General features: G+C 62.2%; 13 protein-coding genes and 1 tRNA gene. 9 read left to right on the top strand and 5 right to left on the bottom strand.

What is annotated here, in order from left to right:
• Positions 1 to 85: 85 nt before the first annotated feature.
• Positions 86 to 2,863: an XrtA/PEP-CTERM system TPR-repeat protein PrsT gene (gene prsT / locus JJB74_RS06825; RefSeq protein WP_200591066.1), complete on the top strand. Its 2,778-nt coding sequence runs from the start codon at positions 86 to 88 to the stop codon at positions 2,861 to 2,863.
• A 171-nt stretch (positions 2,864 to 3,034) separates the two neighbouring features.
• Here prsT and JJB74_RS06820 read toward each other — a convergent pair whose 3' ends face one another.
• The 3 genes from JJB74_RS06820 to rnr are packed head-to-tail and all read right to left on the bottom strand — an operon-like array spanning position 3,035 to position 7,108.
• Positions 3,035 to 3,691 carry a YceH family protein gene (locus tag JJB74_RS06820; protein WP_200591065.1) on the bottom strand — a complete coding sequence of 219 codons (657 nt, stop codon included), beginning with the start codon at positions 3,689 to 3,691 and terminating at the stop codon, positions 3,035 to 3,037.
• 26 nt (positions 3,692 to 3,717) lie between these two features.
• Complete coding sequence (gene rlmB, locus JJB74_RS06815; protein WP_200591064.1) at positions 3,718 to 4,461, bottom strand: 23S rRNA (guanosine(2251)-2'-O)-methyltransferase RlmB; 744 nt, start codon at positions 4,459 to 4,461, stop codon at positions 3,718 to 3,720.
• 1 nt (position 4,462) lies between these two features.
• Positions 4,463 to 7,108, bottom strand: a complete 2,646-nt coding sequence (gene rnr, locus JJB74_RS06810; protein WP_200591063.1) for a ribonuclease R — start codon at positions 7,106 to 7,108, stop codon at positions 4,463 to 4,465.
• A 154-nt stretch (positions 7,109 to 7,262) separates the two neighbouring features.
• Between rnr and JJB74_RS06805 the strand changes: the two genes are divergently transcribed.
• A tRNA-Leu gene (locus JJB74_RS06805) sits at positions 7,263 to 7,347 on the top strand.
• A gap of 296 nt (positions 7,348 to 7,643) precedes the next feature.
• Here the strand turns inward: JJB74_RS06805 and galE are convergent.
• Positions 7,644 to 8,663: a UDP-glucose 4-epimerase GalE gene (gene galE, locus JJB74_RS06800; protein ID WP_200591062.1), complete on the bottom strand. Its 1,020-nt coding sequence runs from the start codon at positions 8,661 to 8,663 to the stop codon at positions 7,644 to 7,646.
• Between the two features lie 219 nt (positions 8,664 to 8,882).
• Here galE and JJB74_RS06795 point away from each other — a divergent pair, with 219 nt between their 5' ends.
• Entirely contained in the window at positions 8,883 to 10,049 is a 1,167-nt protein-coding gene (locus tag JJB74_RS06795; protein ID WP_200591061.1) for a VanZ family protein, read from the top strand.
• On the opposite strand, the gene JJB74_RS06790 is transcribed toward JJB74_RS06795, so the two are convergent.
• Entirely contained in the window at positions 9,974 to 10,960 is a 987-nt protein-coding gene (locus JJB74_RS06790) for a transglycosylase SLT domain-containing protein (protein WP_200591060.1), read from the bottom strand. The genes JJB74_RS06795 and JJB74_RS06790 overlap by 76 nt on opposite strands.
• A gap of 320 nt (positions 10,961 to 11,280) precedes the next feature.
• Between JJB74_RS06790 and JJB74_RS06785 the strand changes: the two genes are divergently transcribed.
• The 6 genes from JJB74_RS06785 to JJB74_RS06760 all read left to right on the top strand — a co-directional run bounded on the left by JJB74_RS06785 (position 11,281) and on the right by JJB74_RS06760 (position 15,505).
• The gene (locus tag JJB74_RS06785) at positions 11,281 to 11,973 is read left to right on the top strand and encodes a hypothetical protein (RefSeq protein ID WP_234484014.1); all 693 of its coding nucleotides are present in this window, start codon (positions 11,281 to 11,283) and stop codon (positions 11,971 to 11,973) included.
• Positions 11,974 to 11,996: 23 nt separating this feature from the next.
• Entirely contained in the window at positions 11,997 to 12,275 is a 279-nt protein-coding gene (locus JJB74_RS06780) for an HPr-rel-A system PqqD family peptide chaperone (protein ID WP_200591058.1), read from the top strand.
• Positions 12,275 to 13,192 carry an HprK-related kinase A gene (locus JJB74_RS06775; RefSeq protein ID WP_200591057.1) on the top strand — a complete coding sequence of 306 codons (918 nt, stop codon included), beginning with the start codon at positions 12,275 to 12,277 and terminating at the stop codon, positions 13,190 to 13,192. The genes JJB74_RS06780 and JJB74_RS06775 overlap by 1 nt, the downstream gene beginning before the upstream one ends.
• The gene (locus tag JJB74_RS06770; protein WP_200591056.1) at positions 13,189 to 14,268 is read left to right on the top strand and encodes a nucleotidyltransferase domain-containing protein; all 1,080 of its coding nucleotides are present in this window, start codon (positions 13,189 to 13,191) and stop codon (positions 14,266 to 14,268) included. The genes JJB74_RS06775 and JJB74_RS06770 overlap by 4 nt, the downstream gene beginning before the upstream one ends.
• Before the next feature lie 3 nt (positions 14,269 to 14,271).
• Entirely contained in the window at positions 14,272 to 14,466 is a 195-nt protein-coding gene (locus tag JJB74_RS06765; RefSeq protein ID WP_200591055.1) for a hypothetical protein, read from the top strand.
• Between the two features lie 103 nt (positions 14,467 to 14,569).
• Positions 14,570 to 15,505, top strand: coding sequence for a hypothetical protein (locus tag JJB74_RS06760; protein ID WP_200591054.1), 936 nt, complete (start codon positions 14,570 to 14,572; stop codon positions 15,503 to 15,505).
• Positions 15,506 to 15,530 lie beyond the last annotated feature (25 nt).

Here is a 15,530-nt window from a genome sequence, read left to right as displayed (position 1 = left end):
GTTTCACCGCGCCGCCAAGCTTCAGGAATCCTGTCAAAGACACCTACCCATAACAACCTGCCGACATCCAAACAGAGGAACAGACATGCCTAGCAACAAGAGGAAGCTCGCCGCGATGGCGGCCGCGATATCGGGAATCATGCTGCTTTCCGGCGGCCTCGCTTCCTGCAGCCGCCAGTCACCCGACGCGCTGGTGGCCGAAGCCGCGAAATATCGTCAGAAAGGCGATGAGAAGGCAGCGATCATTCAGCTGAAAAATGCGCTGCAACAGAATCCGAACGATGGCAACGCCCGTTACCTGCTCGGCGTGATCTACAACGAAACCGGCGATCCGCTCTCGGCGGAAAAGGAAATCCGCCGCGCCGGCGAGCTGGGCGTGCCGGCAGCCAAGACCGCGCCGCAACTGGCCCGTTCGCTGCTGGCGCAAAACGAGCCGCAAAAGGCGCTCGATGCGCTTGCCGCCGCCGGCGATCTGAACGATGCCAATGCCGAGATCGTGCGCGGCAACATCTACCTGGCGCTGGGCAAGAGCGATCAGGCGAAGTCTTCCTTCAATGCCGCGCTCAAGCTGCAACCGGATACGCCGCTGGCGCTGGTCGGCCTGGCCAAGATCGCCTTCGGCGCCAAGGATCTCGATGGCGCGGGCAAGCTGGTCGACCAGGCCGTGGCCAAGAATCCGAACAGCCTCGAAGCGCTGCATGCGAAAGCCGATCTGCTGCGCGCGCAGGGCAAGAATGAAGAAGCCCTCGCCACTTACGACGCCGCCATCAAGGTCAAACCGGACAATATTCAGTCCCTCACCGGCAAGGCCAACCTCGACATCGCGATGCGCCGCTATGACGATGCGCGCATCCAGGTCGACGCCGCGAAGAAGGTCGCGCCGAACGCACCGCTGGTCAACTACACCGCCGCGCTGCTCGACTTCAGTCAGGGCAAGTTCGCTCCTGCATTGGACGAGATCCAGCAGGTGACGAAGATTGCGCCGGACCACATGCCCAGCCTGCTGTTGACCGGCGCCATCCAGTACGGCCTGGGCAACAACGAACAGGCTGAGCTGCTGGTCAAGCGCTATCTCGAAGCCAATCCCGGCAACGACTACGCGACCAAGCTGCTGGCCGCCGTGATGCTGAAGAACGGCGATCCGAAGCGCGCGCTGTCGGTGCTGAATCCGGCGCTGGAAAATGCGAAGCAGGATCCGCAACTGCTGTCCCTGGCCGGCGAGTCCTACATGCGCTCGCGCGAATTCGACAAGGCCGAGCAGGTGCTGGCCAAAGCCAGCGAGCTGTCGCCGGGTTCGCCGATGATCCGCACCGCGCTGGGCATGAGCAAGCTGGCGCAGGGTGAAAACAGCAGCGGCATGGCCGAGCTCGAAGCGGCCAGCAAGATGGACGCCAACAATACCCAGCCCGGCGTGGTGCTGGTGATGACGCAGATGCGCATGCGCCAGTACGACAAGGCGCTCGAGTCGGTGAACAAGCTGGAAAAGGAAAAGCCGAACGACGCATCGATCAAGACGTTGAAAGGCAACGTGCTGCTGGCCAAGGGCGACCTGGCCGGCGCGCGCCAGTCCTTCGACGCCGCGACCAAGATCGATCCGCGCTTCTTCCCGCCTGTGGCCAACCTGGCGCAGATCGATGCGCAGGAGAAGAAGCCCGACGCCGCCAAGTCGCGCCTGGAAACTTTCCTCGAGCAGGACAAGCAGAACATCCAGGTCATGGGCGTGCTGGCCAACCTGGCGATGTCCCAGGGTCACAAGGAAGAAGCGACCTCGTGGCTGGAGAAGGCCGCGAATCTGCGTCCGAACGATATCCCGCCGCAGCTGCAGCTCGGCATGCAGTATCTGCGCACCGGCGACAAGGACAAGGCAGCCAAGCTGGCCCAGGCGCAGGTGATCGCGCATCCGACCAGCCCGGAAGTGCTGGACTTCATGGCCCAGGCGCAGCTCGCCAACAATGACAAGGCCGGCGCGCTCGAAACCTATCGCAAGCTGGCCGCGGTGCAGCCGAACTCGGCGCTGGCGCAATACCGGATCGCCACGGTGCAGATGGCCATGCGTGATGAAGCCGGCTCGGTCGATTCGCTCAAGCGCGCGCTGACGCTGAAGCCGGATTACCTGGATGCGCAGCTGGCCATGGCTGCCATTGATGTACGCAAGGGCAATGGTGCCGGCGCGCTCGACATCGCGCGCCAGATCCAGAAGCAGCAGCCGCAATCGCCGGTGGGCTATGCGCTCGAAGGCGATGTCCAGATGATGCAGAAGAAGCCGGCGCAGGCAGTGCAGCCTTACGGCCGCGCGCTGGACCTGAGCAAGAACGCCCTGATGGTGGTCAAGCAGGCCGAGGCGCTGGACGCGTCCGGCCGCGGCAAGGATGCTGACGCGAGCATTGCCGCATGGCTGAAGGATCATCCGCAGGACAACGGCGTGCGGCTGCAATACGCGACTGCGAAGATGGCGAAGCGCGATTACAAGGGCGCCATCGACGGCTTCCAGGAGGTGCTGAAACAGGAGCCGAACAATGTCGCCGCGCTCAACAACCTGGCCCTGGCCTACCAGCAGCAGCATGATTCGCGCGCGCTGGAATATGCGGAGAAGGCGCTGAAGCTGGCGCCGGATAATCCTGCCGTGCTGGATACCGCCGGCTCGATCCTGGTCGCCAGCGGCGACACCGCGCGCGGCCTCGGCTATCTGCAGAAGGCTGCTGCCGCAGCGCCGAATTCGCCGAACATCCGCTACAACCTGGCGGTGGCGCTGGCGAAGAATGGCGACAAGGCGAACGCGAAGAAGGAGCTCGAGCAGCTGGTGGCCAATGGCGGCAACTTCGAGAAAATGGAAGAAGCCAAGGCGCTGCTGAAGACGATGTAAGGACCAGCGCTGGCTTGCAATGAAAAAGGCGCCGCGTGTAGCGGCGCCTTTCTCTTTTCGGTTTTGCGCGGCCTTTGCGCAATCCCCGTAGGTTGGGCTGACGAAGGAAGCCCAACAGGTTCACGCTCCGCGGCGTTCAATGTTGGGCTTGCCAGCCCAACCTACGCAGAGCTACTCCAGCAGCTTGCGTATCTCGGCAAACTCCTGCGACATCCTTTCCATCTCGGCGCGCAATGCGGCGACTTCCTCTTCCAGCCGCGCGACGCGATCGCCCTTCGACGATCCCGTGGCGCTCTCGCCCTGCGCCAGCAAGGCCGCCTCATCGATCTCACCCGCCAGCAGATGCGCATAACGGACTTCCCTCGCGCCGGGAGCGCGGGCCAGCCTTGCCACCAGCGGCGGATATTTGTCGATCAGGAACTGCAGCGCGTTTTCCAGCTCGGCCACGCTCGCATACTCATGGATGCGCCCGACGCGGGTGCGTACCTCGCCGGCGGTCTGCGGTCCGCGCAGCATCAGCACTACCAGCGCGGCCAGCTTGTCCTGTTCAAGCGACCAGCGCGGCCGCATCCGGTGTTCATACTTCTTGACCCGCGCGCCGGCCTGGCTGACCTCGGCTGCGAGCTTCTTCGCCATCAACGCGCCGAGCGTGTCCATGACTTCGTCTTCGGACAGCTGCATCACCGGCTCGCGGCTGGAAAGCTGGTTGCAGCCTGCGGTAAGGGAATTCAACGACAGCGGGTAATTGTCCGGCGTGAGCGCCTCCTTCTCGGCCAGCACCCCCAGCACCCGGATCTCGGCCGCGCTCAGCGGCAGGTCGTCACTCATTGCGCGCCTTTCATCGATGGCACTGTTCAAGCGCCCTTGGCGATGCGCTGCCGCCGCGCTTCAAACAGGCAGACGCCCGAAGCCACCGATACATTCAGGCTTTCCACCGAGCCCGCCATCGGAATGGCGACCAGCAGATCGCAGGTATCGCGCGTGAGCCGGCGCATGCCCTCGCCTTCCGAGCCCATCACCAGCGCAGTGCCGCCGGTGAAGTCCGCTTCATACAGGCTCTTCTCGGCCTCGTCGGCGGTGCCGGTCAGCCACACGTCGCGTTCCTTCAGATCACGCATCGTGCGCGCGAGATTGGTGACCGTGATGTAAGGCACGGTATCGGCCGCGCCGCTGGCGACCTTGGCCGCGGTGGCATTCAGGCCGACCGCGCGGTCCTTCGGCGCAATCACCGCATGCGCGCCGGCGCCATCGGCGACACGCAGGCAGGCGCCGAGGTTGTGCGGATCGGTCACGCCATCGAGGATCAGCAGCAGCGGCGGGCCTTCGATGACATCGAGCAGCTCATCGAGATTGCGCGCCAGCGACAGCGGACTGGCTGTGGCCACCACGCCCTGGTGCCGGCGCGTGCCGACCATGGCCGAGAGCCGGTCGTCGTCGGCCTGGATGATGCGCACCTTCGCTTCCTGCGCGGCGCGAAGCAAATCGCGCATGCGTTGATCGTGGCGGCCCGCATCGACATAGATTTCCTCGATGCTCGAAGCCTCATGGCGCAGGCGCGCGGTGACGGCATGAAAGCCGAAAAGTAACTTGCTCTTCATCTTATTGCTGACGCTTTCCCTTGCTGCTCTTGTTGCTCTTGCCACCGCCGGCATTTGCCGCGCGCGTATTGCGTGCCGCCTTCGCGGGCTTCGTAGCCTTCTTTGATCCTGCCGGCTTGCTTTCGGCCTGCGCCGCCTTGCCGCTGCCATTGCGCTTGCCGCTGCGCTTGCCCATGCCATTGGCCGGCATGATGCTCGATCCGCTACCCGAGCCGGTGCCCGCGCCCCATGGCATGCCGCGCTGTCCTTCCTTGCCTTCGACTCCATTGGCCGCATTGCCGGTATTGACCGCATCGGCCGGGCCGGCGACAGCGGCAGTGGCCGCGGCATTGGCCCCGCCATTGCGGCGTCGCCTGCCAGACTTGTCCTTCTGCTCGCCTTCTGCGCGGCGCGCTTCATTCTTCAATTGCGTGCGGAAGTCCGGCTGATCCAGCAGGCGCAGATCGATCTTGCGCGCATCCAGGTCGACGCGGCTGACTTGCACCGTGACCCGATCGGTCAGCTGATACCGCTTGCCGGTACGCTCGCCGCGCAGTTCATGGCGGGTTTCGTCGTACTGGAAATAATCGGCGCCAAGCTCGGTCACGTGGACCATGCCTTCGATGAACAGATTGTCGAGCTGCACGAAGATGCCGAACGGCGCCACGCCCGAGATGGTGCCAGTGAACTCCTCGCCGAGACGATCGCGGATGAAATAGCACTTGAGCCAGGCTTCGACATCGCGCGAGGCTTCATCGGCGCGGCGCTCATTGGCCGAGCAATGAATGCCGAGCGATTCCCACACCGCGAGCTCGCCTTCGGAGCGCTTCTTGCCGTTGGCCTTGTCCTCGGCCGCCTGGCGCCGCGCCGCCGGCGACAGCGTGGTGTTCAGCGAGGAGGTATCGATGCCGCGCGGCTCATAGCGCTTGCCGGCCAGCACCGCCTTGATCGCGCGATGCGTGAGCAGGTCCGGATAGCGCCGGATCGGGCTGGTGAAATGCGCATAGGCCTCATACGACAAACCGAAGTGGCCGATGTTTTCCGGGCTGTAGACCGCCTGCTGCATCGAGCGCAGCAGCATGGTCTGCAGCAGCACCGCATCCGGCCGCTCCTTGATCTTCGGCATGAGCTCGGCATAGTCCGATGCGGACGGATCGTCGCCGCCGCCCAGCGTCAGGCCCATCTGGCCGAGGAAGGTGCGCAACTGGTCCAGCTTGGTCTTGGCCGGCGTCGCATGCACGCGGTACAGCGTGTGCTGCTTGTGGCGCTCGAGCAGGTCGGCCGCGCAGACGTTGGCGGCCAGCATGCATTCCTCGATGAGCCGATGCGCGTCGTTGCGCGTGCGCGGCAGGATCTGCTCGATCTTGCCGGCGGCATTGACCACCATGTAGGTCTCGGTGGTTTCGAAGTCGATGGCGCCGCGCGCCTGGCGCGCCTTGAGCAGCGCGCGGAACACTTCATTCAAGTCCTGCAGATGCGGCACCAGCTCCTGGCGCCGCGCGGCTTCGGTGCCGCGGGTATTGGACAGGATCGCTGCGACCTCGTTGTAGGTCAGACGCGCGGCCGAGTGCATTACCGCCGGATAGAACTGATAAGCCTTGACCTCGCCGCTGGCAGTAATGACCATGTCGCACACCAGCGTCAGGCGATCCACGTCCGGATTCAGCGAGCACAGGCCGTTGGACAGCTTCTCGGGCAGCATAGGTATCACGCGGCGCGGGAAGTACACCGAGGTGCTGCGCTCGAGCGCATCGGCGTCGAGTGCGTCGCCAGGCTTGACGTAGTGGCTGACGTCGGCGATCGCCACCAGAAGGCGGAAGGCCTTGGTGCGACCGATCTTGACCGGCTCGCAATAGACCGCATCGTCAAAGTCGCGCGCATCCTCGCCATCGATGGTGACGAGCGCGATGTCGCGCAAGTCGACCCTATCCTTCATGTCGGCGATGCGCACCTGCGACGGCAGCTTGCCTGCCTGGCGTTGCGCATCGTCGGAGAACTCATGCGGCACGCCGTACTTGCGCACTGCGATTTCGATTTCCATGCCCGGATCGTCGATGTCGCCGAGCACCTCGACCACGCGCCCGACCGGCTGGGTATAACGCGAAGGCTGTTCGACCAGCTCGACGCTGACCACCTGCCCGCTCTTGGCCTGGCCGGGCGAGCCTGACAGCAGGATGTCCTGGCCGATGCGCTTGTCTTCCGGCACCACCAGCCACATGCCGTTTTCATTGAGCAGGCGGCCGATGACGCGGGTATTGGCGCGCTCGACGACCTCAACGATGCTGCCTTCGGGCCTGCCGCGGCGATCGGTGCCGGTGACGCGGGCGCGCACCCGATCGCCATGCAGCACCTTCTTCATTTCGCGCTCGGACAGGAACAGGTCGTCGCCGCCTTCATCCGGGATCAGAAAGCCATAGCCTTCGCGATGGCCGGAGACGCGTCCCTCAATGAAGTCCTGCACATGGGTCAGCTTGTACTGACCGTTTCGTTCCATGCGGATCTGGCCATCGCGCTCCATCGCATTCAGGCGTCGCGTCAGTCCTTCGGTCTCATCCGGCCCGACGCGCAGCGCCGCCGCGATCGCGGCCGCATCCTTCGACTCGCCGGAAGTGCGCAGCAGGCCGAGGATGTCTTCCCTGCTGGGTATGGGGTATGGAAATTGGCTCAAAAGCGTGTGGTATTGAAGTTAAGGGTTGACAAGGCAGGCGGCTAGTGTAACGGACCCTCCGTCGATTTCCTAATTTGCCCCATCGCGCAGAAGGACCGGATCAACAATTGACAAGCGGAATTGAGCCCGTATAATGCCCTCCGTCGCAAGCAAGGCCCACGTGGCGGAATTGGTAGACGCGCATGGTTCAGGTCCATGTGCCGCAAGGTGTGGGGGTTCGAGTCCCTCCGTGGGCACCAAACATAGAAAGGCCCGGTTGAGAATTCAACCGGGCCTTTCGCTTTTTCCATTCAAGAACTCGCGCAGCGAATTCTTCAAGCTGTGCCCACGAGTGAGGCGCCTGCGCGCCTCACGTGAGGGACTCGAAAGGCCTCGCTTGCAAGCGAGGCCGGGGTCGCGGAACGTGACCGAGTCCCTCCGTGTTCTTATCTCAAGCTTTCAGTCGGACTCGACTGAAAGCTTCATTTTAGACCCAAGGATGCGCAAAGCGCATCCTCAACCTTTCCCGACAAACGTCGCAAACAACGAAACTCAATCACCCCCCAAACCCCTCCGGATTCCCACTCTGCCACCTCCAGTGATCCCGGCACATTTCCTCCATCCCCTTCTCCGCCCGCCACCCGAGCAATTCCTCCGCCAGCACCGGCGACGCATAGCAGCTCGCAATATCCCCCGGCCTTCTCGGCACGATCTGATAAGGCACCGGCCGTCCACTGGCCTTCTCAAATGCCTTCACCGCCTCAAGCACGCTATACCCATGCCCGGTTCCAAGATTGACGGTAAACCCACCCTCCTGCGCAAACAGCCGATTCAATGCCGCCACATGCCCACGCGCCAGATCGACCACATGGATATAGTCGCGCACGCCGGTGCCATCCGGGGTCGGGTAATCATTGCCGAACACCGATAGCTTCTCGCGCCGCCCCACCGCGACCTGCGCGATGAAGGGCATCAGATTATTCGGAATGCCGCGCGGGTCTTCGCCGATCAAACCGCTTTCATGCGCGCCAACCGGATTGAAATAGCGCAGGATGCCGATGCGCCACGACGCATCCGAACGCTCGAGGTCGTTCAGAATCTGCTCGACCATCAGCTTGGTGCGGCCGTAGGGATTGGTCACCGACAGCCGCGCCGATTCCACCAGCGGCAGCACCTCAGGGTCGCCATAGACCGTCGCCGACGAGCTGAACACGAAGGTCTTCACATTCACCGCGCGCAATGCCTGCAGCAGGGTAACGCTGCCGGAAACGTTGTTCTCGAAATACTCGAGCGGCTTTTCCACCGATTCACCGACCGCCTTCAGGCCGGCGAAATGGATCACCGCATCGATGCGATGCTGAGCAAGAATCGCATCCAGCGCGGCGCGATCGCGGATATCCGCTTCAACGAAAGGAAAGTCGCGTCCGGTGATTTTCCGCACCCGCTCAAGCGCCTCGCGCGAGCTGTTGCACAGATTGTCGAGCGCCACGATGTCGAAGCCGCTTTGCAGCAGTTCAACGCAGGTATGCGAACCGATGAAGCCGGACGCGCCAGTAACGAGTATGGTCTTGGGCATAGGAAATCTGTCGATGTGATTGGAAGGATGCAGGCCGCATCGGAAGAGGCCGCGGCGCGATGTTCAGGCCGCGGCCATTGTACTCGCGTACAATCCGGCAACTATCGCTTTCGCTCAATACGAGAACGCGAATTCCGCAAGTCAATCGCGCCCCATTCGATGCCACCCGCCAGCACTGCCACCAGCACCGTCGCAAGGCCCCGTCCTCATGCCTCCAGGATGCTGCTCGCGACATTCGCCTATACCCTGCTGATCCTTTACGGCAGCCTGTACCCCTTTCGCTGGCGCTGGCCGATGGCGCCGCTGTTTGGCTTCGTGCACGAATGGCCGTCGCATCTGGACAAGGCCGACATGCTGCAGAACGTGCTCGTGTACGCGCCCTTCGGCCTGATGCTCACGCTTTGGCTTGCCGGCTTCCTGCGCCACATCAGCGCGCTGCTGCTATGCACGGTGATGGGGACAGCGCTGTCCTTCGGCATCGAGAGTCTGCAGCAATTCAATCCTGCGCGGGTGTCGTCCATGGTCGACGTGGCGATGAACGCGGCCGGCACGGCCTTCGGCGGCATGCTGGCCGGATTTGCGCTGCGCCATACCCTGTCGGGCTCAATGCTGCTGCGCTTGCGTGATCGGCTGTTTCTGCACGGGGCGCTGGTCAATGCGGGACTGGTGACGATAGGCATCTGGATCCTGTCGCAAACCAGTCCGCTGGTGCCATCGCTGGACGTGGGCCATGCGCGCCATGCGCTCTCGGGCCTGTATCACACGCTGCTCGCGCCGCAGACCATGCAATCGGCCAAGGTGGTGGTCTATGCGCTGAATACCGCCGCGCTTGCCATGCTCACGCTGATGCTGGCGCGGCCGCAGGCGCCGGCGCTGCGGCTTTTTCTGCTCGCGCTGTGCTTTGTCCTTGCCAGCAAGGTACTGGTGATTTCGCGGGTATTGTCGCTGGAAGCGCTGCTTGGCTCGGTGTCAGGTTTCGTAGCCGCATGCGTCTTGCAGCGCGCGCCGCGAAGCTGGCTTGCTGCGCTGGGCATCGTGCTTGCCGCAGCCGGCTTCACGGTTGCTGAGATGAGCCCGGACGGCGGCGCCTTCACCGCAGGCTTCAACTGGATTCCCTTCGTCGGGCAGATGCGCAGCTTCACCGGCCTGGAAAACATCCTGGAACTGCTGTGGCCTTTCATGGCCATCGGCTGCCTGGCACGCATGGCGCTGCCGCGATACCGGCACATCGAAGCGCTCGTGATCGGCAGCGTGCTGGTATGCGGCGGCGTGTTCCTGCTCGAGTGGCAACAGCAATGGGTGCCGGGCCGTTATGGCGACATTACCCAGGTGCTGCTCTGCGTGGTCGGCTGGACCATACCCTGGATGGTGCGCGAAGAATCCTGAAGCACTGGCTGCATCCGAGCCACCAGCGGCGATGCTTCGGTCAGATTGGCCTGATAAGGATGGCTGGTCTTGCGATAGAGCGCCGTGATGCGACGCACGTAATCGCGGGTTTCGGGATACGGCGGAATGCCCTTGTATTTCTCCACCGTTTTTTCGCCGGCGTTGTAGGCGGCTGCGACCAGGGACACATTGCCGCGGAAGAAGGACAGCAGCCACTGCAGATAGCGCACGCCGCCCTTGATGTTGTCTTCCTCGTTGAAAGCATCCTTGACGCGGAAGCGACGCGCAGTTTCCGGTATCAGTTGCATCAGCCCCTGCGCATTCTTTGGCGACACCGCGCGCGGATTGAAGCCGGATTCCACCGCGATGAAGGCCAGCACCAGTTGGGGATCGACCTCGTATTGCGGCGACACCTTGTCGACCACCTTGTGTATGCGTTTCGGATACACGATGGCGATTGCCGGGTCGATGGATGCGGTTTGCGCCGGCTGCGGCGGTTTCGGCGGCGTCAGGCACGCGGGCGCAACCGTCTTGGCGCTACCCGAAAGCTTCAGCATGGTTTCGGCCTGTATATGCCCCTGCTTCGCGGCCAGGTGGAACAGATGCGCCGCCTGCGCATCGTCGCGCGGCATGCCGCGGCCATTCGCATACATCCACCCGAGTCGGTATTGCGCATCCGCATTGCCTGCGCGTGCTGCGGCGCAGTAAAGGTCCATTGCCTTGGCATAATCGCGAGGCACGCCTTCGGCATTCTCGTAGCGGATTGCCTGGCTTACCAGGGTTTCGGCATCGCCCTTTGCACCGCTGCCAGGTCCGGAAGCCGCTGCGCCAGCCGCGCTGCAGGCGGCAAACAGAGCCAGGGGAATTGCAATCCGGGTCATGCGGTCAAACAGCATGGTGCGTCCTTTCATCAGAATTCGATTGATTGGTGCATCTGCCGCTAGAGGGCAAGCTTGAATACCAATAAATATTACTTCTTGGAAATATGTTGGAATAAGGGTACGATTGTCGGCAGTAAAGCGGGGAGCACAGATCATCCGCAATTTCGGGAAGAATTGTATAAGAATTGCAACTCTCGATTGCGTCGCATCAAATTATTATCAGATCAACATCATCTCGCCGGGGTGGCGCTAGGGCGAATCTGCTAGGATAGCCGCGGGAAGCCGCTCTTCCCCCGATGGCAAAACGCAGGAGCACAGCAATGACGATGGATAATCACGAAAATCAACCGATGGATCACGAACCGACGAACGAGGCCGCCATGCGCGGAGAAGTCAATGCCTCGCGCCGCCGCTTCACCCGCCTTGGCATTGGCGCCTCCGGTGTCGTGATGACCCTGGCCAGCCGCTCCGTGCTGGCGCAAAACACCTGCAAATCGCCGTCCGGCTTTCTGTCCAACAATGCCAGCGCGCATGGCGATCCGGCGATCTGCACTGGCAGCGACCCGGCAGGATGGTCGGCAATGCAGAGGTGGCCAATCGAGGAAAGCACCACTTTCGTTTCGATCTTCGGTGAGACCAGCACGGCCGCCTGGATCAAAACCACCAAGTTCAGCTTCTTCGATGCGCCGCTGGCTACCACCACGCCGTGGAGCCCGTCGAAAAGTAATGGCAATGGCAATGGCAATGCGAACGGTAATCCCCCTGGACAGTCCGCAAAGGCTGATGCAGTCGGTACCGAATCCAACGCCACGATGCGTGAAGTGCTCAACGGCGACAGCACGCCGCCGGTCGTAAAATACCTGATCGCCGCGTACCTGAATGCCGTTTCCGGCCGCAATGCCTTTCCGACGACACAGCAGGTGCTGCAGATCTACCGCGAATGGTCCCAGGGCAACCGCTATGAAGTCAGCGCCGGCATTTATTGGTACGACGCCGACATCATTCAATACCTGCAGGCAACGATGACCCCGATTGCCGCCTGATTGGCAGCAATGACACCGACACGATGAAATGGCAGATCCATCCCGCGCAAAGCCTGCGTTTGCGCTCCTGGGAAGACGAAGCCATTGTCTACAATGATCTTTCGGGCGATACCCATCTGCTCTCAGCCATCGCTGCCGACGTCCTGACGCGTCTGCGGGCGCAATCCGTTGACGAAGAGGGTCTCGCCGCCCAATGCGCCGCCGACTGGCAGCTGCCTGATGACGCTGACCTGCGCACCCATTTGCACGAACTGCTGATGACCTTGCAAGGCCTGTCCCTGGTTGAACAGATGCCGCGCTAATGAACATCTCCACCCTGTCTTCCGAAGAGCTGCGCAGCCGGCTGCGGCATTCCGGCCTGCGCTTTCGCACCGGCATGCTGACCGCCTGCGTGCACAGCCCGCTGGAAAACGTCGCCGCCGGCATCGAGCTGCTGTACGCGGACTATCCATTGGCCGGGGAAGACTTCGCGGATTTCCATGTCGAGATAGCGCCGCCGCGCAATCTGCGCCGCTGGTTGCGGCCGCAGGTGGACTTCCGGGTGGACGGCGCTTCGCCGTTCAAGCCGCTGCCGGCGGACCAGGCGTTTCCGATGTTCGAATGGGGCTTGAACTGGTGCGTTTCCAGCCAGATCCAGGACGTGCTGATCATCCACGCCGCCGTCATCGAGCGACACGGCCACGCCGCCGTGATGCCGGCGCCGCCAGGCTCGGGCAAGAGCACCCTGTGCGCCGCGCTGATCCAGAACGGTTGGCGGCTGCTGTCCGACGAGTTGGCGCTGGTGCGTCGTAGCGACGGCGCCCTGCTGCCGCTGCCGCGCCCGGTCAGCCTGAAGAATGCATCGATAGACATCATGCGCAGCAAAGCGCCGCAGGCCGTCTTCACACCCGCAGTGCGCGACACGCTCAAGGGCACGGTCGCGCACATGAAGCCGCCGACGGACAGCGTGGCGCGCTCGCTGGAACCGGCGCGCCCCGGTTGGGTGATCTTCCCGAAATACGAGTCCGGCGCCGCGACCAGCCTGACACCGCTGCCGCGCGGTGGCGCCGCGCTGCGTCTGGCCGACAATGCCTTCAATTATTCGGCGCTGGGTGCAGCCGGCTTCGAAGCGCTGGCGAACCTTGTCGGCGCCTCGCGCTGCTACGAATTCCGCTACAGCGACATGAACGAAGCGATTGCCGCCTTTGCCGATCTGCGTCCCGACGAGCAGCCATTGTGAAAGTCGATGCCCTGATCCTCCAGGTACTGCGCGAACCGCGCCGCGCCGCCACCCTGTCGCTGGCGCAGTGGGATCTGCTGCTGCGCCAGGCGCGCGCGGCGAACCTGCTGGCGCGGCTTGCCTGGCTGATGGAAGCGCATGACCTGGATGCGCATCTGCCGCCCCAAGCGTTGCTGCACCTGCGCGGCGCGCGCCTGGTCGCGGCGCGCCATCGCCAGGCGGCGCTATGGGAAATCGAGCAGGTGCGCGCCGCGCTCGCCGGCGCTGGCCTGCCGACGATTCTGCTGAAAGGCGCCGCCTACGTCGCCGCCGACCTGCCTTGCGCGCATGGCAGGCTGTTCTCCGATATCGACGTGCTGGTGCCAAAGGCGCAGATCAACGCCGCGGAAGCCGCGCTGATGCTGCACGGCTGGGGCAGCACGCATCATGACGCTTATGACCAGCGCTACTACCGGCAATGGATGCATGAACTGCCGCCGATGCAGCATGGCAAGCGCATGACGGTGGTTGATGTCCACCATGCGATCCTGCCGTTCACGGCGCGCAGCAAGCCGGATTCTGCCAAGCTGATCGCCGCGGCGCGGCCGATCGCGGCGCGCCCGGAGTTGAAGACCCTGGCGCCGGTGGACATGGTTCTGCATAGCGCCTGTCATCTGTTTCATGAGGAAGAACTGCATCATGGGCTGCGCGATTTGGCGGACCTGGATGCGCTGCTGCGGGCGTTCGGCGACGATCCTGCGTTCTGGAAGACACTGCCGGCGCGGTCGCGCGAGCTGGATCTGGCGCGGCCGCTGTATTACGCGTTGCGGTATGCGCGCAGGATGCTGGATACGCCGGTGCCGGAAGAGGTTATGCGGGATGCGGCGCGAGGTGCGCCTGCATGGCCGGTACGCATGCTGATGGATGGGTTGTATGGTCGGGCGCTGCAGTCGCCGCATGCGAGCTGCGCGGATGGGTTGACCGGCGTGGCAAGAAGGTTACTGTTTGTGCGGGCACATTGGTTGAGGATGCCGGTGGGGTTATTGGTGCGGCATTTGGGGCATAAGGTGGTGGCGGAAAGAAGTGAAGAAAAATAACAAATGAACATTCCTGAAAAGACTTTTCAGCTCTCGTTTTCCATATCCGTGAACAAGATGTCCATGCCTGCTTTATTGCTGGAAACGTCACTACATAGTGCCCGCTTTACCTACCTGATCACCAAGAACAATGCATTAGCGCACTGTCAACAAATTGACAAAAACAGCATGCTATACTCGGCCGGCCTTGTTTCCTGATATCACTACTTCACCGCTTTACGTATGCAAAAACCGGTGAAATTTCGCAAGAACCCGGCGCGATATCGGTTGAAGCAAGTCCAGCACAATCCATGAGGCTTCGATGTCTTTCCTATCTTCGATTAACCAACGCTTGAGAAGAGATTTCTTCAAGTGGCGTCATCAGCAGTCGATCCGTCAGGTATTGAAAACACCTGCGCTTCAGACGGGCGATATGCCCTTCATCCTGTTGTCGATGGTGCATAAAAGGGATGTGCTTTCTTATCTGGTCGCCCTGAAATCCTTTACGCAGTTTGCCAATCCTGGCCGAATCGTCATGGTTTGCGATCCATCGATCGATGAACAGGACCGCGCCCTGATCCGTCAGCACGTACCGCATATCGAATTCCGCAAGGCAGACGAATTTACCCATCCAGATGTGCCGCGCGGCGGTTGCTGGGAAAGACTGCTTGCCATTTGTTCCTACTCCCCACAGGACTATGTCGTCCAACTGGATGCCGATACGGTAACGGTTCGAATGATTGCGGAAGTGATCAATGCGATTCGTTCAAATGCCGGATTCGTTCTGGGCGAAGAGCCAAAGCAAGCATTGATGACCATCGCGCAAACCAGCGATCGCGCCGGCCCGGACATTGAGGGTCAGCGCCACATACAAGGCCTCTCCGAAGCGCGCATGGCACACATTGGCCTGCCTGTACACAGGATGTATGTGCGCGGCTGCGCTGGCTTCACCGGGTTTCCCTCCAGCGGAACGATGCAACAGGACTTGCTTGAATTCAGCCGCCTGATGGCTGAAAACATTGGAAGGCAACGTTGGGCTTCATGGGGAACGGAACAGGTTACATCGAATTACCTCGTAGCCAATGCGCAGAACACCTGCGTACTGCCTTTCCCGAAATACGGAACGCCGGATGTGATGAGCGATGAAACGGCATTTCTGCATTTCATCGGCTCGATGCGCTTCGTTAACAGCAAATACGAGAGAACGTCGCGAGAAGCGATTCGCCGCATCTCCGGTTTGACTTCCCATCCGGCCTGATTCGTAGCGACATTCCTCCAAGAAC

This window comes from Noviherbaspirillum pedocola, assembly GCF_016632335.1.
Classification (GTDB): domain Bacteria; phylum Pseudomonadota; class Gammaproteobacteria; order Burkholderiales; family Burkholderiaceae_D; genus Noviherbaspirillum_A; species Noviherbaspirillum_A pedocola.
Note: the sequence above shows the minus strand (reverse complement) of the source record. Positions and strands in the feature narration are given on the sequence as shown.